22 protein-coding genes are annotated in these 21387 nt (G+C 63.8%); 17 read left to right on the top strand and 5 right to left on the bottom strand.

The window, feature by feature from the left end:
• Window positions 1–32: 32 nt before the first annotated feature.
• Both AC1DB0_RS13620 and AC1DB0_RS13615 read right to left on the bottom strand, forming a co-directional pair.
• Entirely contained in the window at window positions 33–581 is a 549-nt protein-coding gene (locus AC1DB0_RS13620; protein WP_476757106.1) for a hemerythrin domain-containing protein, read from the bottom strand.
• A 153-nt stretch (window positions 582–734) separates the two neighbouring features.
• Window positions 735–1895, bottom strand: a complete 1161-nt coding sequence (locus AC1DB0_RS13615; RefSeq protein WP_175171070.1) for a D-alanyl-D-alanine carboxypeptidase family protein — start codon at window positions 1893–1895, stop codon at window positions 735–737.
• Window positions 1896–2180: 285 nt separating this feature from the next.
• Here AC1DB0_RS13615 and AC1DB0_RS13610 point away from each other — a divergent pair, with 285 nt between their 5' ends.
• From AC1DB0_RS13610 to AC1DB0_RS13560, 11 genes are all read left to right on the top strand, one after another.
• On the top strand, window positions 2181–2639 hold the full coding sequence (locus AC1DB0_RS13610; RefSeq protein ID WP_054427115.1) for an HU family DNA-binding protein: 459 nt from the start codon (window positions 2181–2183) through the stop codon (window positions 2637–2639).
• Window positions 2640–2852: 213 nt separating this feature from the next.
• Entirely contained in the window at window positions 2853–3365 is a 513-nt protein-coding gene (locus tag AC1DB0_RS13605) for a MarR family winged helix-turn-helix transcriptional regulator (RefSeq protein WP_054427114.1), read from the top strand.
• A gap of 160 nt (window positions 3366–3525) precedes the next feature.
• Entirely contained in the window at window positions 3526–4746 is a 1221-nt protein-coding gene (locus AC1DB0_RS13600) for an MFS transporter (protein WP_476757104.1), read from the top strand.
• Between the two features lie 100 nt (window positions 4747–4846).
• Window positions 4847–7504, top strand: coding sequence for a leucine--tRNA ligase (leuS, locus tag AC1DB0_RS13595; protein WP_427949657.1), 2658 nt, complete (start codon window positions 4847–4849; stop codon window positions 7502–7504).
• Between the two features lie 11 nt (window positions 7505–7515).
• Window positions 7516–8178, top strand: a complete 663-nt coding sequence (locus tag AC1DB0_RS13590) for an LPS-assembly lipoprotein LptE (RefSeq protein ID WP_054427111.1) — start codon at window positions 7516–7518, stop codon at window positions 8176–8178.
• A gap of 3 nt (window positions 8179–8181) precedes the next feature.
• Complete coding sequence (gene holA / locus AC1DB0_RS13585; protein WP_476757103.1) at window positions 8182–9237, top strand: DNA polymerase III subunit delta; 1056 nt, start codon at window positions 8182–8184, stop codon at window positions 9235–9237.
• A gap of 157 nt (window positions 9238–9394) precedes the next feature.
• Entirely contained in the window at window positions 9395–10675 is a 1281-nt protein-coding gene (locus tag AC1DB0_RS13580; RefSeq protein ID WP_054427109.1) for a glutamate-5-semialdehyde dehydrogenase, read from the top strand.
• Window positions 10676–10689: 14 nt separating this feature from the next.
• On the top strand, window positions 10690–10890 hold the full coding sequence (locus AC1DB0_RS13575; protein ID WP_476757102.1) for a hypothetical protein: 201 nt from the start codon (window positions 10690–10692) through the stop codon (window positions 10888–10890).
• Between the two features lie 100 nt (window positions 10891–10990).
• The gene (locus tag AC1DB0_RS13570) at window positions 10991–11371 is read left to right on the top strand and encodes a hypothetical protein (protein ID WP_175171066.1); all 381 of its coding nucleotides are present in this window, start codon (window positions 10991–10993) and stop codon (window positions 11369–11371) included.
• 4 nt (window positions 11372–11375) lie between these two features.
• Window positions 11376–12161, top strand: a complete 786-nt coding sequence (locus AC1DB0_RS13565; RefSeq protein ID WP_447982359.1) for a 2-keto-4-pentenoate hydratase — start codon at window positions 11376–11378, stop codon at window positions 12159–12161.
• A gap of 141 nt (window positions 12162–12302) precedes the next feature.
• On the top strand, window positions 12303–12830 hold the full coding sequence (locus AC1DB0_RS13560) for a GNAT family N-acetyltransferase (RefSeq protein ID WP_476758689.1): 528 nt from the start codon (window positions 12303–12305) through the stop codon (window positions 12828–12830).
• Between the two features lie 41 nt (window positions 12831–12871).
• Here AC1DB0_RS13560 and AC1DB0_RS13555 read toward each other — a convergent pair whose 3' ends face one another.
• Together AC1DB0_RS13555 and AC1DB0_RS13550 are read right to left on the bottom strand one after the other, a co-directional pair.
• Window positions 12872–14287, bottom strand: coding sequence for an amidase family protein (locus AC1DB0_RS13555; RefSeq protein ID WP_175171063.1), 1416 nt, complete (start codon window positions 14285–14287; stop codon window positions 12872–12874).
• Between the two features lie 136 nt (window positions 14288–14423).
• Entirely contained in the window at window positions 14424–15296 is an 873-nt protein-coding gene (locus tag AC1DB0_RS13550) for a LysR family transcriptional regulator (protein ID WP_175171062.1), read from the bottom strand.
• 139 nt (window positions 15297–15435) lie between these two features.
• On the opposite strand from AC1DB0_RS13550, the gene AC1DB0_RS13545 reads away from it, so the two are divergent.
• From AC1DB0_RS13545 to AC1DB0_RS13530, 4 genes are all read left to right on the top strand, one after another.
• Entirely contained in the window at window positions 15436–16833 is a 1398-nt protein-coding gene (locus tag AC1DB0_RS13545) for an MFS transporter (RefSeq protein ID WP_342068060.1), read from the top strand.
• Window positions 16834–16900: 67 nt separating this feature from the next.
• Entirely contained in the window at window positions 16901–17848 is a 948-nt protein-coding gene (locus AC1DB0_RS13540; RefSeq protein WP_476758688.1) for a 3-hydroxyacyl-CoA dehydrogenase NAD-binding domain-containing protein, read from the top strand.
• A gap of 104 nt (window positions 17849–17952) precedes the next feature.
• Complete coding sequence (locus AC1DB0_RS13535) at window positions 17953–18225, top strand: GNAT family N-acetyltransferase (protein ID WP_054427101.1); 273 nt, start codon at window positions 17953–17955, stop codon at window positions 18223–18225.
• Window positions 18226–18245: 20 nt separating this feature from the next.
• Window positions 18246–18647, top strand: a complete 402-nt coding sequence (locus AC1DB0_RS13530) for a YchJ family protein (protein ID WP_447578446.1) — start codon at window positions 18246–18248, stop codon at window positions 18645–18647.
• A gap of 13 nt (window positions 18648–18660) precedes the next feature.
• On the opposite strand, the gene AC1DB0_RS13525 is transcribed toward AC1DB0_RS13530, so the two are convergent.
• Complete coding sequence (locus tag AC1DB0_RS13525) at window positions 18661–19533, bottom strand: LysR substrate-binding domain-containing protein (protein ID WP_476757099.1); 873 nt, start codon at window positions 19531–19533, stop codon at window positions 18661–18663.
• Window positions 19534–19643: 110 nt separating this feature from the next.
• Here AC1DB0_RS13525 and AC1DB0_RS13520 point away from each other — a divergent pair, with 110 nt between their 5' ends.
• On the top strand, window positions 19644–20357 hold the full coding sequence (locus tag AC1DB0_RS13520; protein WP_054427099.1) for a haloacid dehalogenase type II: 714 nt from the start codon (window positions 19644–19646) through the stop codon (window positions 20355–20357).
• Between the two features lie 45 nt (window positions 20358–20402).
• The gene (locus AC1DB0_RS13515) at window positions 20403–21143 is read left to right on the top strand and encodes an aldolase (protein ID WP_447578448.1); all 741 of its coding nucleotides are present in this window, start codon (window positions 20403–20405) and stop codon (window positions 21141–21143) included.
• Window positions 21144–21387 lie beyond the last annotated feature (244 nt).

Below are 21387 nucleotides of genomic sequence, written 5' to 3'. Positions count from 1 at the left end.
GTGCGCCGGCCAGCGGCAATCGTAGCGCCAATTCAGCTTGCGCCACCGCCTCGCCGCGCGCGCATCGCCTGACCAATGGCGGTTAAGGCGTCATCGGAAATCAGCCGCGCCGCCATGGGCAAGAGCTCGTCGTCTTCGCGTTGAATGTGCGCCGCATAGGCCTCGGTAAAGGCCTGCACCTGCGGCATCGGCAACGCGGCGGGCCGCCCCGCTGCGATGTCGGACAAGGCCGCGCGCAGCGGCAGCCACAATGCCGCCAAGCGGCGATGCTCGTCGATCAGCCCCTGCACCAGCGCATGCAGGCAGCCCGCATCGGAACCCGCCATGGATTCGATCAGCGCGGGAAAGAGATCGGCTTCCTCGTCTTCGTGATGGTGCACCGCGGCCGTGTCGAAGTAGCGCGACACGCTGGCCGCAGCCGTCTGCGCGGCGTCGTCACTGCCATGCATGGGCAGATGCGCGGCCAGACGCGACAACGTCGCACATTGGCGCGCGATGCGTCCGTGACAGGCGGACAGCAGCGCCAGCGGATCATCCGCGCCCGGCGCAGGCGCCGGACCTCCGGGAAAGCTCACTGCCATTGCATCGCTCCTTATCCCCTTGGCTGGCATTTATGCTGGCGTCTTCGCTGGCGTCTTCGCTGGCCTTAATGCTGGCTGCCCCTATGCCCGCGCGTTGCCGGCCTCTAGCTCGCTTGTTGCCGGCCTCTATGCAGTCTTGTCCGCCGCTTGCGATCAGCCTGAATGGCCCCGCCACCACAATCGAACAGAGTCCCATGCGCGGCCGGCGAAACCGGCCTCAGCCACGGGCTCCAGCGCCACCACCGGGAACTGCATGGCCGGCTTGCCATCCACCATCACGCGCAGTGCGCCCACCGTGGCCTGCGCGGCAATCGGGGCGACCAGCGGTTCCTGCGGCGTCCACACCGGCTCCACCTTGGCGCCCGCCGGCACGGTCACGTAGGCGTCCCGCGCGAAACCGGCCTTCAGGCTGTCGCTTTCGCCCTTCCAGACTTCGGGCGTGGCCACTGCCTGGCCGCGCGCGTACAGCTTGATCGTATTGAACCCCTGGAAACCCCACTCCAGCAACTCGCGGCTTTCCTGCGTACGCAACTTGTCGGACGCCGTGCCCACCACCACCGTGATCAAGCGCCGCTGGTCGGCGCCGTTGGGCCGGCGCGCCGTGGCCACAATGCAGTAGCCGGCCGATTCCGTGTGCCCCGTCTTCAAGCCGTCCACGCTCGGGTCCAGCCACAGCAGGCGGTTGCGATTGGGCTGCGTGATCTTGTTGAACGTGAATTGCTTGGCGGAATCGTAGGTCTTGTATAGCTGCGGGTAATCGCGAATGAAGCGCGTGGCCAATATGGACAGGTCGCTGGCCGTGGAATAGGTGTTCGGGTCCGGCAGGCCATGCGGGCTGGCAAAGCGGGTCGCGTGCAGGCCCAGTTTGGCAGCCGTGTCGTTCATCCGCGCGACGAAGGCTTCCACGCTGCCCGACACCGCTTCGGCCAGCGCAATGGCCGCATCATTGCCAGACTGGATCATCAGGCCGCGCAGCAATTCGTCAACCGACACCTTGGAGCCCGGCTCCAGGAACATCTTCGAGCTGCCCGCCGGCACCTTCCAGGCGCGCGTCGAGATCACCACCAGTTGGCCGGGCGTCACTTCCTTCTTATTCAGTGCATCGAACACGACATAGGCCGTCATGATCTTGGTCAGCGACGCCGGTTCGATACGCGTCGTCGCGGCGTGCGACGCGATGACCTGTCCGCTGGTCTCATCCAGCAAGAGCCACGCCTTGGCCGACAACACCGGTTCCGGCATCGGCTGCGCCATCGCGCTGGTCAAACACGCACTTGCGACGAGCAGACTCGCCGCCAATTTCTTCATCAACATATAGGTGCTTGCATCCCGTGCATTCTGTTTTTCGCACGCAATTGGAACATGCTCGGCGCGGTTGGTTCAGTGCGCGCATGTGCCGCAAAAAAAGGACTCGAATGTCACGACCTATTGCAAGAGCCCTTGCTAGAAGCACTTTTCGCGTCGAAAACAACAAACAGTGGCTTAAAACCCGTTGTAAAGCCGCAAGAACCCCAAGTCTTCCGCTATCATCGGGCGCGTAGCGTTAATTGCCGATACCCGGCGCACGCTGCCCCATGTCCTCAACTACGGATTTTGACCATGGCCACCAAAGCAAAAGCTCCTGCGAAGAAAGTCACCAAGCCCGCCGTCAAGGCGCCTGCAAAGAAGGCAACCGCCACCAAGGCCGCTGTGAAGCCCGCAGCAAAGAAGGTCGTCGCCGCCAAGAAGGTCGCTGCTGCACCCAAGGCCATCAAGGCTGCTCTGAACAAGACCCAACTGATCGCTTACATCGTTGAGCAATCGGGCGTTGAAGCCAAGGCCGTCAAGGCCGTTCTGGCCAGCCTGGAAACCTCGGTGCTGGGTTCCGTGGACAAGAAGGGCGCTGGCGAATTCACGCTGCCCGGCCTGTTCAAGGTTGCCGTGCAGAAGGTTCCCGCCAAGGCCAAGCGCTTCGGCAAGGACCCGTTCACGGGTGAAGAGCGCTGGTTCCCCGCCAAGCCGGCTTCGGTCAAGGTGAAGGTTCGCCCGCTCAAGAAGCTGAAGGACGCCGCGCAGTAATTCGCGCGAGTATCTGGTCAAGCCGGAAAGGCCCGCCTCGAAAGAGGCGGGCCTTTCTCTTTGGTGGCGCGTTTTTTGCCGCGCGCTTTGCATTCCGGGTGGGCGGCCTGCTAGAATTTATCTCAACGTAAAGAAACTTCATATCAAACAATCATCGCTTGCCCCGTCGTCTGCCCCGTCGTCTACCCCATCGTCTGCCCTCCTCCCCTGCCCATGAATGACCTTGTTGATTTGGTGATCTCGCAATGGACCACGGAATGTCCCAATCAGGACTTCGCGGCCATGTCGGTCGTCACCCGCGTGTTCCGTCTGAATGCCTTCGCCACCCGCAACGTGAACCGCAGCTTTCGCCGCTACCACCTGCACCAGGGCGAATTCGATGTGCTGGCCACGCTGTACCGCAGCGGCGCGCCTCACGCCATGAATCCGCAGAAGCTGGTCGAAGCCTTGCTGCTGACCTCCGGCGCCATGACCAACCGCCTGGACCGCCTGGAACAAGCCGGCCTGCTGGTGCGCAATCCCAACCCTGACGACCGCCGCGGCATCATCGTGTCGCTCACGGCCGAAGGCTTGCGCGTCATCAAGCTGGTGTTGAAGGACTATCTGAAAGACCTGGGCGAACTGCTCGACCCGCTGTCGTCCACGGAACGCAAGCAATTGGCGGGGCTGCTGAAAAAACTGCTGATCAAACACGATCAGGAAACGCCGGGAGGCATTGGGGCCTGACGCGCCCTTCCGTCATCCTGCCGCGCAGACCGACGCATTGCCCCCCACACGGCACGGTTTTCGCCCCCCGCTTTTCGCATCCGAATCCCGCCTGATTCGCCGCATCCAAACCCCGCCTGATTCGCCGCATCCAAACCCCGCCTGACTCGCCTTGCCCCTTATGACATCCGCTTCCGCCCCCACTCCGACACCGGTGCTCACCGCGCCGATCATCCTGTTGATGTCCGTGGCCACTGGCCTGGCCGTCGCCAGTAACTATTACGCGCAACCGCTGTTGCACACGATCGGCCAGCAATTCCAGCTGTCGAACGCGGCGGCCGGCGCCATCGTCACCACCGCCCAGCTCAGTTATGCGCTGGGGCTGATGCTGCTGGTGCCGTTGGGCGATCTGTTCGAACGCCGCAGCCTGATCGTGCTGATGACGCTGCTGTCCGCGGGCGGGCTGCTGGTTTCAGCGTTTGCCGACAACATCATCGTGCTGCTGGTGGGCACCGCGCTGACGGGGCTGCTGTCCGTCGTCGCCCAGATTCTGGTGCCGTTCGCGGCGACCCTGGCCGCGCCGCATGAACGGGGCAAGGCGGTGGGCACCGTCATGAGCGGCCTGCTGCTGGGCATTCTGCTGGCCCGCACCGTAGCCGGCGCGCTGGCCGACGTGGGCAGCTGGCGCACGGTTTACTGGGTGGCCGCCATTCTGATGCTGGTCATGTCCGCCGTCCTGTGGCGCGTGCTGCCCCGTTATCAGAGCCCGACAACGATGAGCTATCCACGCCTGTTGGGTTCCATCCTGCGCATGTTCGTGGAAGAGCCGCTGTTTCGCGCGCGGTCGCTGCTGGGCTTCCTGTTGTTCGCCGCCTTCAGCATGCTGTGGACGCCGCTGACCTTCCTGCTGGCCAGCCCCCCTTATGAATACAGCAACACCACCATTGGCCTCTTCGGGCTGGCGGGGGCGGCGGGCGCCTATGCCGCGAACCGCTTTGGCCGGCTGGCCGACCGGGGCCTGGGCAACCTGGCCACCCGCGTCGGGCTGCTGTTGCTGCTGGGTTCCTGGGGGCTGATGGCGTTTGGCCAGATGTCGGTCGTGGCCCTGCTGGCGGGCATCGTGGTGCAGGATCTGGCGATCCAGGGTGTCCATGTCACCAATAGCAGTTCACTGTATCGCCTGCGCCCGGAAGCCCGCAGCCGCCTGACTGCCGGCTATATGACGTGTTACTTCATCGGCGGCGCATCCGGTTCACTGGTATCGTCCTGGCTTTACGCCCATTTTGGCTGGCCCGGCGTGGTGATCGCGGGCGCCGTCCTGGGGGTCGTGACATTGGCCTATGGCGCCCTGGCGCCCAGTGCGCGCATCCCCGAAACGGCTCCGTCCCCTGTCCGTGCCTAGCACCTCCTATAATCAGGGGTTTTGACCGCCACCGCGTCAGGCCGCCCCCGCGTCCGCGCGGCAGGGCGGCTCACCCTTTTTTGCCACCGTGCCCGAGCCCATGCAGGAACGTTACCTCCCCACTACCGTCGAAGCGGCCGCCCATCAAGACTGGCAGGCCCGCGACGTCTATCTGGTCCACGAACACGCGAAGAACGCCGACGGCTCTGAAAAGCCGAAGTTCTACGCCTGCTCGATGCTGCCCTACCCCAGCGGCAAGCTGCACATGGGCCACGTGCGCAACTACACCATCAACGACATGATGGCGCGACAGTTGCGCATGCGTGGCTATAACGTCCTGATGCCCATGGGCTGGGACGCCTTCGGCATGCCGGCGGAAAACGCCGCCATCAAGTCCAAGGTGCCGCCGGCAAAATGGACCTACGACAACATCGCCTACATGAAGAAGCAGATGAAGGCGATGGGTCTGGCAATCGACTGGACGCGCGAAATGTGCGCCTGCGATCCCCAGTACTACAAATGGAACCAGTGGCTGTTCCTGAAGATGCTGGAAAAGGGCGTGGCCTACCGCAAGACCCAGGTCGTGAACTGGGACCCGGTGGACCAAACCGTGCTGGCCAACGAACAAGTCATTGATGGCCGCGGCTGGCGGTCGGGCGCGCTGGTTGAAAAGCGCGAGATCCCGGGTTACTACCTGCGCATCACCGATTACGCCGACGAACTGCTGGGCGCTGTCCAGAACGACCTGCCCGGCTGGCCCGAGCGCGTCCGCCTGATGCAGGAAAACTGGATCGGCAAGTCCGAGGGCCTGCGTTTCGCCTTCCCGCACAAGATCGCCGGCCAGGATGGCCAACTGATCCAGGACGGCAAGCTGTACGTCTTCACGACCCGCGCCGACACCATCATGGGCGTGACGTTCTGCGCCGTGGCGCCGGAACACCCGCTGGCGACGCACGCCGCGCGCAACAACCCGCAGCTGGCCGCGTTCATCGAACAGTGCAAGCTGGGCGGCACAACCGAGGCCGAAATGGCCACGCGTGAAAAAGAAGGCATGCGTACGGGTTTGACCGTCACGCACCCGATCACGGGCGCGGACGTCGACGTCTGGGTCGGCAACTACGTGCTGATGACCTACGGCGACGGCGCCGTCATGGGCGTGCCCGCGCATGACGAACGCGACTTCGCCTTCGCCAAGAAATATGACCTGCCCATCGTGCAAGTCGTGGACGTGGCCGGCAAGGAATACTCCACCGCCGCCTGGCAGGAATGGTATGGCGACAAGCAGTCGGGCCGCACCATCAATTCCGGCAAGTACGACGGCCTGTCGCACAAGGAAGCCGTGGACGCCATCGCCGCCGACCTGGGCCCGCAAGGCCTGGGCGAAAAGCAGACCACGTGGCGCCTGCGCGACTGGGGCATTTCGCGCCAGCGCTACTGGGGCACCCCGATCCCCATCATCCACTGCGCGGATTGCGGCCCGGTTCCGGTTCCGGAAAAAGACCTGCCCGTCATCCTGCCCGATGATCTGATCCCCGACGGCAGCGGCAACCCGCTGGCCAAGAACGAAGCCTTCCTGTCCTGCGCCTGCCCCAGCTGCGGCAAGCCCGCGCGCCGCGAAACGGACACGATGGACACGTTCGTGGACTCGTCCTGGTACTTCATGCGCTACACCTCGCCGGGCAATGACAATGCCATGGTCGATGCGCGCAATGACTACTGGATGCCGATGGACCAGTACATCGGCGGCATCGAGCACGCCGTGCTGCACTTGCTGTACGCGCGCTTCTGGACCAAGGTCATGCGCGACATGGGCTTGCTCAATTTCGACGAGCCCTTCACCAAGCTGCTGTGCCAGGGCATGGTGCTGAACCATATCTATTCGCGCAAGACGCCCCAGGGCGGCATTGAATACTTCTGGCCCGAAGACGTCGAAAACGTCTACGACGACCGCGGCGCCATCACCGGCGCCAAGCTGAAGTCGGACGGCTCCGCCATCAACTATGGCGGCGTGGGCACGATGTCCAAGTCGAAGAACAACGGCGTCGATCCGCAATCGCTGATCGACACGCTGGGCGCCGACACGGCTCGCCTGTTCGTCATGTTCGCCAGCCCGCCCGAGCAGACCCTTGAATGGTCGGACTCCGGCGTTGAAGGCTCCAACCGCTTCCTGCGCCGCCTCTGGTCCATCAGCTACGCCCGCCGCGACGCCATCGCGCGCGGCCTGGCCAATGGCGCCGACTGGTCGCAAGCGGCAACCGCCGTCAAGGATCTGCGCCGCGAGGTCTACACGCTGCTCAAGCAAGCCGACTACGACTACCAGCGCATCCAGTACAACACCGTCGTGTCGGCCTGCATGAAGATGCTGAACGCCATCGACGACGCCAAGCTGGCCGAAGACGCCGCTGCCGACGCCGCCTATGCCGAGACGCTGGGCGTGCTGCTGCGCGTGCTGTACCCGGTGGTCCCGCACATCACCTGGCACCTGTGGCAAGACCTCGGTTACGCCAAGGAACTGGGCGACCTGCTTGACGCGCCGTGGCCGCATGTGGACGAAGCCGCTTTGATCGCGGACGAAATCGAGCTGATGCTCCAGGTCAACGGCAAGCTGCGCGGCTCGATCCGCGTGGCCGCCACCGCCGCCAAAGAAGACATCGAAAAGCTCGCCGCCAGCCAGGAAGAAGTCACCCGATTCCTGGAAGGCCGTCCGCCCAAGCGTGTCATCGTGGTTCCGGGCAAACTGGTCAACGTCGTAGGCTGATGAGGTCAAGCATGCACTTCGCCGGGCAACAAACGCACTCCCCCCGCCAATCCTGGCTGCTGCGCGGCGCCTGCCTGGCGCTGTTCATGCTGCTCTCCGCTTGCGGTTTCGCGCTGCGGGGGGTGACTCCCATGCCGTTCGACACGCTCTATATCGGCATCCCCGACAACACGCAGTTCGGCGCCGACGTGCGCCGTTCGCTGCGGGCCGCTTCGCCGAACACAAAGCTCGTCGATTCGCCGAAGGAAGCGCAAGCCATTCTTCAGCAAGTCGCCGATACGCGCACGCTGCGCGAAGTCTCGCTGAACGCGCAAGGCCGGGTCGAGGAATACGAACTGGGCATCAACTACACGTTCCGCCTGATCGACAACAAGGGCCGTGCGCTGATTCCGGACACAACCCTGTCGATCTACCGCGAAATGCCGTATGACGATCAAGTCGTGCAGGCCAAGCAGGGCCAGATCGACACGTTGTACAAGGCCATGCAACGCGACCTGGTGTCTCGCTTGCTGCGCCGCATGACCGCGCCGGAAGTTCGCCGTGCGGTGGAGTCCGCAGAAGAACGTGGCGAAAGCGGCGAGATTCCGCTGTACGACCCGAACGCGCCGGAGCAAAAGCGTACGCCTACGCCGTGGCAAACGCCGTCCACCACCGACCCGGCCATCCTGCGCTAGCCCATGGCACAGCCTTTGGACGCAGACCGGTTGGCCGAACACCTACAGCGGCCGGGCAACCGGCTTGCGCCGATGTACACGGTGTCGGGCGACGAACCGCTGCTGGTGACCGAAGCCGTCGACACCTTGCGCGCCTCAGCGCGCAAAGCCGGCTACACCGAGCGTCTGTCCATGGTGATGGACGCCCGCAGCGACTGGAGCGCCGTGCTCGCCGCCACGCAAAGCGTGTCGCTGTTTGGCGACCGGCGCATTCTTGAAATCAAGATCCCTACCGGCAAGCCCGGCAAGTCCGGCGCAGACACCCTGACCAGGCTGGCCGAGCAAGCCGAAAAGCAGGCCGACGCCGACACGCTCATCCTCATCGCCCTACCCCGGTTGGACAAAGCCACGCGCGAAAGCCGCTGGGTCCAAGCGCTTAACCGCGGCGGCATGATGGTGGATATCGCCAATGTCGAACGCGGCCGGCTGCCCGCCTGGGTGGGCATTCGGCTGGCCCGGCAGAACCAGCGCGCCGATGCCGCCACCTTGCAATGGATGGCGGACAAGGTCGAAGGCAATCTGCTGGCGGCGCACCAGGAAATCCAGAAGCTCGGCCTGCTCTATCCTGAAGGCCAACTGGCGGCAGAAGACGTCGAGCGCGCGGTGCTGAATGTGGCGCGCTATGACGTATTCGGCCTGCGCGACGCCATGCTGGCCGGCGATATCTCGCGCACCATCCGCATGATCGACGGCCTGCGTGCCGAAGGCGAAGCCTTGCCGCTGGTGCTGTGGGCAGTGGGCGAAGAAATCCGCTTGCTGGCCCGTGTCGCCGAAGCGCGCGCGCTGGGTCAGGACGTGAATGGCTTGATGCGCCGCCTGCGTATTTTCGGCGCGCATGAACGCCTGGCATTGCAAGCACTAGGCCGGGTACAGCCCAGCGTCTGGCCTGCCGCAGTGCAACACGCTCACGAAGTCGACCGGCTGATCAAGGGCCTGTCCGTGCCGGGCCGTTTGTCTGACCCCTGGGAAGAAATGACCCGGCTGGCGCTGCGAGTCGCCGCCGCCGGCGGGCGACCGTGAAGGCGGCATTGCCGCCGCCTTCGCTTCGCTCTGCGCCCTTTGTTTCGGCTTTCGTTTCAACCTTCGGTTCGCCCCACGCTCCCCCTTTGCCTACGCCCGGCCGCTTTGGCCGGATATACACTGATTCCTCAGACGGCCCCTGCGCCGCCCCCACTCCATGATCGACGCCGCCATGTCCTCGTCCTCCATTGAACACGCCATGTTGACCCTGGGCGAAAACGCCCGCCGCGCCTCGCGCGCCATGATGCGCGCCAATAGCGCCGCCAAGAACAAGGCGTTGCTCGCCATGGCTGACGCACTGGCCGCCAGCCACGACGAACTGAAAGCCGCCAACGAAAAAGACGTGGCCGCCGCGCGCGCCAATGGCCTGGAACCGGCCCTGCTCGACCGCCTGACGCTGTCAGACAAGACCCTGGCGCACATGGCGGAAGGCCTGCGCCAAATCGCCGCCCTGCCCGACCCCATCGGCAGCATCACCGCCACGACCGTGCGCCCCAACGGCATGCGGGTCGCGCAGATGCGCGTGCCGCTGGGCGTCATCGGCATCATTTATGAATCGCGCCCCAACGTCACGATCGACGCGGCAGCGCTGTGCTTGAAGTCGGGCAACGCGGCCATCTTGCGTGGCGGCAGCGAAGCCTTGCACTCCAATATCGCACTGGGCCGCATCGTGCAAATGGGCCTGGCTGCCGCCGGCCTGCCGCAAGACGCGGTGCAGGTCGTGGCCACCGCCGACCGCGCGGCCGTCGGCACGCTTATCACCATGACCGAACACATCGACGTCATCGTGCCGCGCGGCGGCAAGGGGCTGATCGCGCGCCTGTCGCAAGAAGCGCGCGTGCCGCTGATCAAGCACCTGGATGGCAACTGCCACATCTATATCGACGCTGCGGCGGATCCGGACAAGGCGCACTCCATCGCCTTCAACGCCAAGACCTACCGCTACGGCATCTGCGGCGCCATGGAAACGCTGCTGGTCGACGCGGTGGCCGCTGTCTCGATTCTGCCGACGCTGGCCGCCGCTTTCACCGAGCACGGCGTCGAATTGCGCGGCTGCCCGCGCACGCTGGCGCTGTTGCCGCACATCACGCCCGCCACGGAAGAAGACTGGGGCACGGAATACCTGGGTCCAATCCTGGCCGTGCGCATCGTCGACACGCTGGACGACGCCATCGAACACATCGCCCGCTGGGGCTCCGGCCACACGGATGCCATCGTCACGGAAGACCTGTCCGCCGCGCAGCGTTTCCAGCGTGAAGTGGATTCCAGCTCGGTGTACGTGAACCTGCCCACCTGCTTTGCCGACGGATTCGAATACGGCCTGGGCGCGGAAATCGGCATTTCCACAAACCGCCTGCATGCCCGTGGCCCCGTCGGCCTGGAAGGGCTGACCACGCTGAAATGGGTACTGACCGGCGAAGGCCAGGTCCGCGGTTAATCCGGTGCCGTTTCGTGCCGGACGGTTTCGTTCGGCGCGATATCAGGGCCGGGGCCGAAGCGATGGCCCAGGCAATCGCCGATGCCGAAGCAATGGCCCAGGCAACCGCCAATGCCGAAGCAATGGCCCAAGCAATCGTCGAGGCCAAAGCAATGGTTCCGGCCGAAGCCAAGACGGGGACGATTCAACGCCCGTCAGCGCTGACGCAGCCCTGAACACGGGCTGCCGCCAAGCCTTCTACAATACGGCCAGAAATTCCATTCTGGCTTCTTATCATCCCAACGCGGCGTGCCGCGCAATCTTGAGATCTCCCCCATGCATTCTCCTGTCATGGCCATGGCCTTCAGCCTTTTCGTGCTGTGCTTCATCACCTGCTCGCTGAGCGGCATCGTGCTGTTTTTCTTCAAGAGCAAAGAGATCAACGCCACGCTCAAGCACCCGTATCTGCAGCATCGCCCGTTCAAGCAATACCCGCTGTCGATCCAGGCCGCGATCATGCTGGATTACTTTTTCCGCCTGATGTTCCCGGGTACTCGGTTCTGGCTGGTGGGCAACGCCAACGACCTGCTGGGTCACGTGGATCCGAAAAAGACGCCGCTGTCGCTGAAGTGGCCCATCGTGGGGTTTTGGGGCTCGTGCTGGCTCGGCCTAATCGCAATGATCGTCTTGTGGGTCATGTTGTATTTGGGGACCTGAACGCATGCAAATCAGAATCGAAGACTATCCGGGCAGCCTTGACGCCGCCCGTACCTTGATCGCCGCTCGCGAGTCCGGCATTGCGGGGCCGCGCCTGCCCGCTGAATGCCGCCCGCAATCGCTGGGGCAGGCATTTGCCGTCCAGCAACGCACCGCGCAGCTGCTGCAAGAAACTCGCCAGGACCGCATCGCGGCCTGGAAGAGCGCGTTGCCGTCACCGGAAAAAACCGTGGTGGCGCCGATTTACGCGTCAGGCACCGCCCACGCCGAAGCCGGCCCCATCGCAGCGCGCACCGACATCGTGCGGATCGAACCCGAGATCGCCTTCGAACTTGCCCACGATCTGCCCGCCCGCGCCACGCCCTACACCGAAGCTGAAATTGATGCCGCGGTGGGCAGCGCATGCTTGGCGTTGGAAGTGCTTGGCTGCCGCTACGCGTCGCCCGAACACGCCAGCCTGCCCGAGCTGCTGGCCGACCACATGTTCAACCAGGGCCTGGTCCTGGGCCCGCGCATTGCATCGCCCGACGCCGCCCCGCCCAGCATGACGCTGACCTTGTTGGTCAATGGCGAAGAAGTCGAGCAGCATCCCGGCTTCCACCCAAACGATCGCCCCAAGGCTGGCCTGTATTGGCTGGCGAACTTCCTGCGCGAACAAGGCCTTGGGCTGTATGCCGGCCAACACGTTATTACGGGTTCGTACGCCGGATTCCTGGATGTGCCGGCAAACCAGGATATCGAACTGGTTTATGGCGACCTGGGCGTGCTGCGGTTGCGCTTCAGTAAGTGAATACGCGCACGCGCGGTAAACCGTGCGTGCTGCCGCTGCATGTTGAGTAATACATTCGTCCTCGCGTAATCAACGGGGTCAACGCACCGTCCGACAATAACGCCCCACTTCGCCCCTTCCACCCTGCTGGAGCCTTCGTTCATGCTGACCCTGCGCCCGTTTGCAATCTCGGATTTTCCGTTGTTAGCCAGCTGGTTTTCGAGCCTGCCGGACGTCGTGCAATGGGGCGGCTCGCACCTGTCGTACCCGCTGACGCAAGACGATGTGGAAGACATGCTGGCGCAAGGGCAATCCCGCCCGCCCAACCGCCGTTGCTGGATGGCGTATCGCGGCGACACCGCCGTCGGCCATGCGCAGTTGGCCTATGAATGGCGCGACGGCAACGCCCGCCTTGGCCGCGTAGCCATCGCCCCGGCCGAGCGCGGACAAGGCTTGGCACGGCCCATGGTCAAGCTGATGATCGAAGAAGCCTTTCGCACACCCGGCATCGAACGCCTGGAGCTCAACGTGTACATGTTCAACACACGCGCCATCCGTAYGTACGAAGCGCTGGGTTTCACCATGGAAGGCGTCAGGCGTTCATCCACGCGCGCGGGCGAAGCGCGCTGGGACACCGGCATGATGGGTCTGCTGCGAACCGAATGGCAGGCGGCAACGCCCGCCGCTTGAAGGCCGGCGCGCTACCTATCGCCGAGAGAACGCCGTGATATCTATCGCGGCTTGGGCTCCGCGATGCTGACCGGGTCGCCTGCCGCTTCGATCACTTCACCTGCCGCCAAGCACAGGTCTTCGCGGTAGCGCCCCGCCACAATCTGCACACCCACGGGGCTCGGGCCCGCGCTGCTCATTGCGCTGCCCATCGCCACCGACAAGCCGGGCAGGCCCATGAAGGGCACGCCGATTTGCGTCATCTGCGCGCGCCACACCCGGGCGTAGGCGGCGTCGCCCTGCAAGTCCAGCTTGTCTGGGAATGGCAACTCTGCGGACACAGGCAGCAGCAGAATCGGGTAGTCGGCAAAGAACAATTCCCACTGGCGAGTCAGCGTCGCGCGGCGCGTCAACACTGCAGAAAAGCTATTCAGGTCAGCGCCTGCGGCCTTATCGCGCTGCCCTCGCAAGGCCACGAGCGCGCCTTGGTCGCCTTCCTTTTCGGCTGCGGCCAACATGGCGTCATAGCCATCTGCCATCCACATACGAATTTGAAGATCGGCCGCTTCCTGCAGGGGGGGAATCGTGTCCAGGGTATCGACCGTCCACCCGGCTTCGGTCAGCCGGCGCGCGGCCTCTTGCAGCGCTTTGACCACGGCCGGTTCGGTGTCCATGCCTTCCGGGTTCACGCATAGCGCGGCACGGCGCGGCACATCCGGGCCCACCAAGGGCGCGGGCACCCACCAGGGGTCTCTGGGGTCGGCCGCTGCCAGCGCAGCCAGCCCCAACCGAACATCGGCGATGGTGCGGCCCAGCGGACCAGACACTGCAGTCAACTGACCACCAATCGATCGTTCAGGCAAGGCCGCGTTGTAGGCCGCGACACGGCCCAACGACGGCCGCAAGCCATGCACGCCGCAGGCATAGGCGGGATAACGAATGGACCCGGCGATATCCGTGCCATGCGCCAGATGCCCGATGCCAGCCGCCACCGCCGATGCGGCGCCGCCCGACGACCCGCCGGGAGTCAGCGCGGCGTTACGCGGGTTGCGCGTGTCGCCATGCAACGCGTTGCCAGTGAACCAGCGCAATGAAAATGCAGGCGTATTGGTACGCCCCAGGACGACAGCGCCGGCCCTACGCAGGTTGTCGACGACGGGGCTGTTCACGGTGGCGATCAAATCTTTCTGCAGGCCAACGCCATTGGTGGTGGCATACCCGGCCTGATCCACGTTGACCTTCACGGTGACGGGCACCCCGGCCAACATGCCGGCATCTTCGCCACGGGCCAGCGCAGCGTCCACGGCGGCAGCCTGCGCCAGTACGTCTTCGGGACGATGATCGATGACGGCATTGAGCGCGGGGTTCACGGCATCCAGCCGGCCGAGCGCGCTTTGCGCGGCTTCCACGGCTGACACCTCACGGTTGCGGATACGGGCGGCTAATTCAACTGCGGACAAACGCCAAAGATCGGACACGCGTGACTCCTGAAGTCATAGGTTTCTTGCGGGGCAGACAAACCTTAGCGCCTGACGCGCCGCCCCACAAGCCACGGTTTACCGCAGTTGATGCGCCATTTGTCCGCTTCCGACCCTGTCCGCCCCAATGCCCACTTCAAACCTTATCCGCTTCAAACACGTCGACAATCGCATCAGCCACCGCGCGCACGCGAGCCGTGCGGTTCAAGTCACCGTGCATCACCAGCCACAGATCGTAAGGTTCGCTACGCGTCGGCCAGATCCGAACCAGTTCGGGATACGCCGGCGCCATATGGGTAGGCAATTCGCCGATGCCCAGGCCCGCAGCCACCGCGTCGATGATCATCATCCCGGAATTCAGTTCGACGGCAATATGGCCATTGCCCGTGGGTTCGCCGCAGAACGTGTCCGACCAGCCCGGCAGCACCGACTGCTGATACGTCACCAGCGCGTGGCCGGCGAACGCCGTGCCAGGCTTGGGCTCGCCATGCTGCGCCAGATAGCTGCGTGACGCGTACAAACCCACCTCTTTGCGCGCCAGATGGCGTTGGATCAGGTCAGGGTTATCCGGCTTGACGTTGCGTATCGCCAGGTCCGCCTCGCGCCGCGTCAGATTGCTGATCTGGATGGACGCGGACAGCACCACCCGGATATCCGGATGATGAACATGCACGCGGCGAATAGCCTCCATGATGAAGTAGCTGGCCACGGTTTCGGACGCCGCCACCCGCACGACGCCGGACAAGCGGTGGTCCAGCCCTTGCATTTGCCGTTGCAATTGATCAGCCGCCTGCTCCATGCGCTCCGCCGCAGCGAAGGCCAGCTCGCCAGCGGCGGTCGGCACATAGCCGCCGGGAGTGCGCAAGAACAAGCGTGCGTCCAGCGATGATTCCAGCGCCGCCAACCGCCGCCCCGCCGTCGCCTGATCGATCTGCAACAGGGCCGCCGCCCCTCGCAGTGTTCCGATCCGATAGATGGCCAGGAAGATCCTGGCATTGTCCCAATCCATGGTGCTCGTCCTTGGCAGAGGCTTGAAGCCCGCMTTGTGATGCAAATTTGCATGACTATAAAGCACTTATTCAGCTTTTTTGCATCGCTGAAAACTCCTAAGCTTCATTCCTCGAAATGCCGCCATTCCCCCGATCATCATGAATACCGCTTGCCCGCAAGTCCCCGCGCCCGTCCAGGACGCCACGCCCGCCACCGGTTGGCTGCCGCTTATCACCCTGGCCATCGGCTTTGTGATGGCGATGCTTGATGTCACCGTCGTCAACGTCGCCCTGCCCAGCATCGCGCTGCAATTCACCGTGCCGCTGACCGACCTGGTCTGGATTGTGGACGGCTACACCCTCACCTTCGCCGCTTTGCTGCTGGTTGCCGGCGCGCTGGCGGACCGCTACGGGGCCAAGACGATCTACCTGAGCGGCCTGGGCGTCTTCACGCTGGCCTCGCTGCTGTGCGGGTTGGCGCCCGACGCGAACACGCTGATCGCCGCCCGCATGCTGCAAGGGGTGGGCGCGGCCTTGTTCATGCCCAGCTCGCTCAGCCTGCTGACCCATGCGTATGACGACGAACACGTACGCAACCGGATGCTGGCCGCGTGGTCGGCCATCGTCGCAGTGGCCGGCGCGTCCGGCCCTTTATTGGGCGGCGTGCTGATCCATCAGTTTGGATGGCGCGGCATTTTCCTGATCAATATTCCGCTTGGGGCGGCCGGCCTGTGGCTGGCGCGTCGCCGCATCCAGGCAGCCCCGCGCCGCCCGCGCGGGTTGAACCCGTTGAGCCACGTACTGGGCGTGATCGCGCTGTCGTCGCTGTGCTTCGTGCTGATCCAGGGCAACGCCTACGGCTGGACCTCCAGCCGCATCGCCGGCGTCAGCGCCCTGTGCGCCGTCGCGGCCGTGTTGCTGGTGCGGCGCGAACGCCGCCATGCCGAACCCATCATTCCGCGCGCGCTGTTCCAGACGACGCAATTCGCCGCCGCCAACGGCGTGGGTTTTCTCATCAACCTGGCGTCGTACGGACAGCTCTTCTTACTAAGCCTGTTTCTGCAACACGCCCGAGGCGCAGACGCCCTGCAAACCGGCATTCAGCTGGTGCCAATGCTTGCCGTCTTCTCGATCGGCAACATGATTTCCGGCCGCGTCTCGGCGCGTTGGAACGTATCGGCGTCGCTGTTGGGCGGCGTCTCGCTTGCGGCCATCATGAGCGCGGCGGGCATCTATGCGTTCACGCCCGGCATCGCCTATTGGCCGTTCGCCATCATGGTGGCGCTGTCGAACCTGGGCGTGGGCATTGCCGTGCCGGCGATGACCAGCATCGTGATGCAGGTGTCCGGCAAGCAACATGCCAATAGCGCCGCCGCAGCGCTGAACGCCAACCGCCAGTCGGGCGCACTGGTCGGCGTTGCGCTGATGGGCACCATTCTGCACGCGCTGCCCGACTGGAGCGCCAGCCTGCCCGTCGCCTACTGCGTCATTGCGGCAAGCTACGCGGTAGCGGTCGTACTGGTATGGCAGCATCTGCGACGCACCCGCAACGCTTAAGCGTGCACATGGCAGCGCGGCGGCGTTTGCTTCACAATGTGGCCGAACCCCATCCTCGGAGAGCCGCATGTCCAGCACCGCCACGCCCATCCCCTCCATTCGCCGCGTCGCCATCGTGGGCGCGGGCACGATCGGCGCCAGCTGGGCGGCGCTGTTCCTGGCGCACGGGCTGGAGGTCGTGGTCAGTGACCCCGCCAGCGATGCCGAAGCGCAAACGCGTGCTCGCGTCGCCGCCGCATGGCCCGTACTGAAGGAACTGGGCCGCGTGGCCGAGGGCGCGTCATCCGATGCGCTGCATTTTGAACCGGACTTGACCRCCGCCTTGGCGGACGTGGATTTCGTTCAAGAAAACGCACCCGAACGCGAAGACTTCAAGATTGACCTTTTTGCCCGCATGGACGCGATATTGCCGCCGCACGTGATCGTGGCATCCAGCTCATCGGGGCTCATCATGAGCCGCCTGCAATCGCGCTGCCAGCATCCCGAGCGGTTTGTCATCGGCCATCCGTTCAACCCGCCCCATCTGATCCCGTTGGTGGAAGTGGTGGGCGGCGACAAGACGTCCGCAGACACCATCGACCGCAGCATCGCGTTCTACCAAGCGATGGGCAAGTACCCCATCCGCTTGAACAAAGAAGTGCCGGGCCATATTGCCAACCGGCTGCAAGCCGCGGTCTGGCGCGAAGCGATCCACCTGGCGGCGGAAAATGTGGCCAGCGTGGCCGATATCGACGCCGCTGTCTCGCAAGGCCCCGGCCTGCGCTGGGCGCTGTTCGGGCCGCACATGACGTTTAACCTGGGCGGTGGCGAACGCGGTTTGACGCAATTCATGCATCATCTGCTTGGGCCCGTTCAAACCTGGTGGGACGACCTGGGCGCGCCTGTCGTCACGCCCGAACTTCAGCGCAAACTGATCGAAGGCGTCAACGCCGAAGCAGGCCAGCGCAGCATTGCTGATCTGGTGCAGACGCGCGACGCACAGCTCACCGCGCTGATCAAAACGCTGAATCGTTGAACCGTTGGACTGTTGAACCGTTGAGCTGTGGCACCGCCGAACTACTGCCCCGCCGAACCACTGACCCGTTGAACCATAGAACGGCTACTCAAGAGACTCGCCCTATGACCATCGTCACCCACGACTCCGCGCAATCCCGCTTCACCGCCACCGTCGATGGCGTGCTGTGCGTGCTGGACTATCAGTTGCACAACGGCGCCATGGCCATCGTTCACACGGGCGTGCCCAGCCAAGTCGGCGGCCGCGGCATTGCGGCCGACCTCACCAAAGTCGCGCTGGACACCGCACGCGCCAACGGCTGGAAGGTACGCCCGTTATGCTCCTACGCCGCGGTCTATGTGCGCCGCCACCCCGAATACAACGACCTGTTGGTCTGAATGGCTGTTTCGATTTTCCCGTGACCAAAAAGCCCGACTCCTCGAATCTGCCCTGCCCTTGTGGTGGCGCAACGTACCTCCAATGCTGTGGCCGCTGGCACGATGGCCCGCAAGCCATGCAAGCGCCCACCGCCGAAGCGCTGATGCGTTCGCGTTACAGCGCGTTTGTCTTGGACAAGCTGCCTTATCTGCTCGCCACCTGGCACCCCAGCACGCGCCCTGCATCCCTTGAACCCAATCCGCCCGATTTGAAGTGGCTGGGGCTGGCCATCAAACAAGCGCGTAACCAGGATGACGAACACGCCACGGTTGAATTCGTGGCGCGTAGCCGTCAAGCCGGACGCGCGCATCGCATGCACGAAGTCAGCCGTTTCGTGCGTGAAGGCGGACGATGGTATTACGTTGATGGCGATCTGAACTGATCGTGTTGGTGCACTAGGGCGCCAGCGCGCCTTCGATATCTGTTTCGACGGCGTGTCTTAGCGCGGCCACTAACTGTTGTTCGATCCCCGTGGGCGCGCGCGAACGGCCCACGATGGCCAGCTCGGTCGCCGGTACCGCCGACAGCCCTTCTTGTTCGCCCAGCAAGGCGTGCGTAGACAACCGTGCAAAGGCCGGCAGCAAGCTCACGCCCAGCCCGGCCGCCACCGCCGCTTGCACGCCGGCCAGACTGTGGCTGTGATACGCCACATGCCAATGGCGGCCCATGCTTTCCAGGGCGTAAATCATGCGCTTTCGATAGATGCAGCCGTGCGGGAATATCACCAGCGGCACGGCCCCAGCCCCCGCCAGATGGCGCTTGTCGCCCACCCACACCAAACGCTCCGGCCACGCCGCCAGGCAAGGCCCCTCGCCAGGCTCGCGCTTGATCAGCGCCAATTCCAGATCCGCCGATGCCAGCTTGCCGCGCAGGTCGGTACTCATGCCACTGATCGTTTCCAGCCGCACGTCGGGATGGTCGGCTACAAACCCCGCCAGCAGCACGGTCAGCCGCGACACGTCGAAGTCCTCAGGTATCCCAAGCCGCACGACCCGCGCCGCGCGGGGCGCCGCCATCACATGCTCGGCCTCGTCCGCGATGAGCAACAAGCGGCGCGCATAGGCCAGCATCACTTCGCCATCTTCGGTGGCCGACACGTTGCTGCCGGTGCGATCACGCAGCAAGAGCGTCTTCCCCACGGTTTGTTCCAGCTTGCGGATCTGCTGGCTGACCGTTGACTGCGTCCGATGCACACGGCTAGCCGCGCGCGTGAAGCTGCCTTCATCGGCGACGCATACCAAGGTTCGTAGCAGTTCTAGATCGAGCATGGCAACTTTGATATTTGACTATCAACTGAGTTGAGTTCAATTATTAATTTTACAACTTGATTGCGGGGCCGCTACGCTCACAATTCCGAAATCGCTTACAGGACACTCCTATGCCGCTGAATCATCTACCGCGTCCCGAATGGCTCACCTTCGACTGCTATGGCACCTTGATCCAATGGGACGAAGGCCTGCAAGCCGCCGTCGCACGCATTCTGGCGGCCAACGCGAACGGTCAGGAAACGCCAACGCCAGCTCAATTCCTGCATGTCTATGATGAGCACGAGCACCGCTTGGAGCGCACCCCGCCGCATCGCAGCTTCGCTGACATCACCCGTGAATCATTGCGGTTAACCATGCAAGACCTCGGCCTTGCCTATCGGCCGGAAGACGCCGACATGCTCACGGGTAGCATTTCTGCGATGCCGCCGTTTCCCGAGGTCGTCGGTGCTTTGGCAGCGTTGAAGCAGGCGGGATTCCGGCTTTGTATTGTCTCTAATACCGACGATCAGATCATCGCGGGCAATGTGGCGCAGCTGGGCGGCCACATCGACCGCGTGATCACTGCCGAGCAAGCGGGCGCCTATAAGCCGTCCCGCAAGATCTTCGCCCACGCGCACGACAGCCTGGGCGTCTCGCCCGACCAGGTCGTACACATCTGCGCCAGCCCACATCTGGATCACGCGGCCGCCCGTGATATTGGCTTCCGCTGTGTATGGATCGACCGCGGAACCGGCCGCAAACTCTTGCCGGACTACCGCCCGGACGCTACCGTACCCACTTTGGATCTCGTGCCTGAATTGTTCCGCGCCGCGGGTTGGCGGTAAACGAGTTGGGCTCGTCTCACCCTTTCTGAACCTTCGAAGGCAGTCATGAATCAAGAACCCCGTTTTGCCGAAGCACTCTTTCACGCCGAACCCGTTGCCGCGCTGCGCGCGGATCTGGCGCTGGCACTGCGCGCTGCCGCTGCTCATGGCTTGGGTGAAGGGGTCTGCAACCATTTCAGCGTGGCGTTGCCCGGCGATCCGGACCACTTCCTGCTGAATCCGCGCGGCCTGATGTGGAATGAAGTCCAGGCGGACGATATCGTCTTGATTGATGCCCATGGCAACAAACTGGCCGGCCGGCATGCCGTCGAGCCTACCGCCATGTTCATTCATGCCGCCATTCACCGCATTGCGGGCAAAGCCTGCGTCCTGCACACGCATATGCCCTATGCCACCGCATTGACGCTCACGTCAGATCGCGGGCTGGATACGACGCTATCCCAAAATGCCATGCGCTTTCATGGCCGCTTGACGATCGACGAAAACTACAACGGGCTGGCACTCGATGTCAGCGAAGGCGAACGCATCGCCCACGCCATGCAAGGCGCGGATATCGTTTTCCTGGGCAACCACGGCGTCGTCGTCTGTGGCGAACGTCTGGATTATGCGTATGACGACCTTTTCTTCCTAGAGCGCGCCTGTGCTGCACAAGTATTGGCGCAATCCACCGGCCGCCCACTCAAGCCAGTTAATGCAGATATCGCCAGCAAAGTCGCCGCCCAGATCCAAAGTGAACGTCTGCAATCCGAGCTTTTCTTCGCAGCACTGCGTCGCCAATTGCCCTGACATCGGCGCGGGCCGTATCAAGTACCGCACCATCCGGAGCCATAGGCGTAGCGATAGCCGCAGCCGCAGCCGCAACCGCAGCCAAAGGCAGGATTAATACCCGCGCCCATGCAAAAACCCCTCGCAGCGCCAGCTGCGAGGGGTTTTCTTTTAATCAATGCTCGAATATCAATGGTCGAATCGTAAAAACCGAATCACCAAAGACAAAACCCCACAGGGTTACCTGTGGGGTTTTGCGGAATAA

The organism is Achromobacter sp. 10T422 (assembly GCF_056394065.1).
The sequence above is the reverse complement of the archived record's forward strand: the minus strand, read 5'-3'. Positions and strand labels throughout refer to the sequence as shown.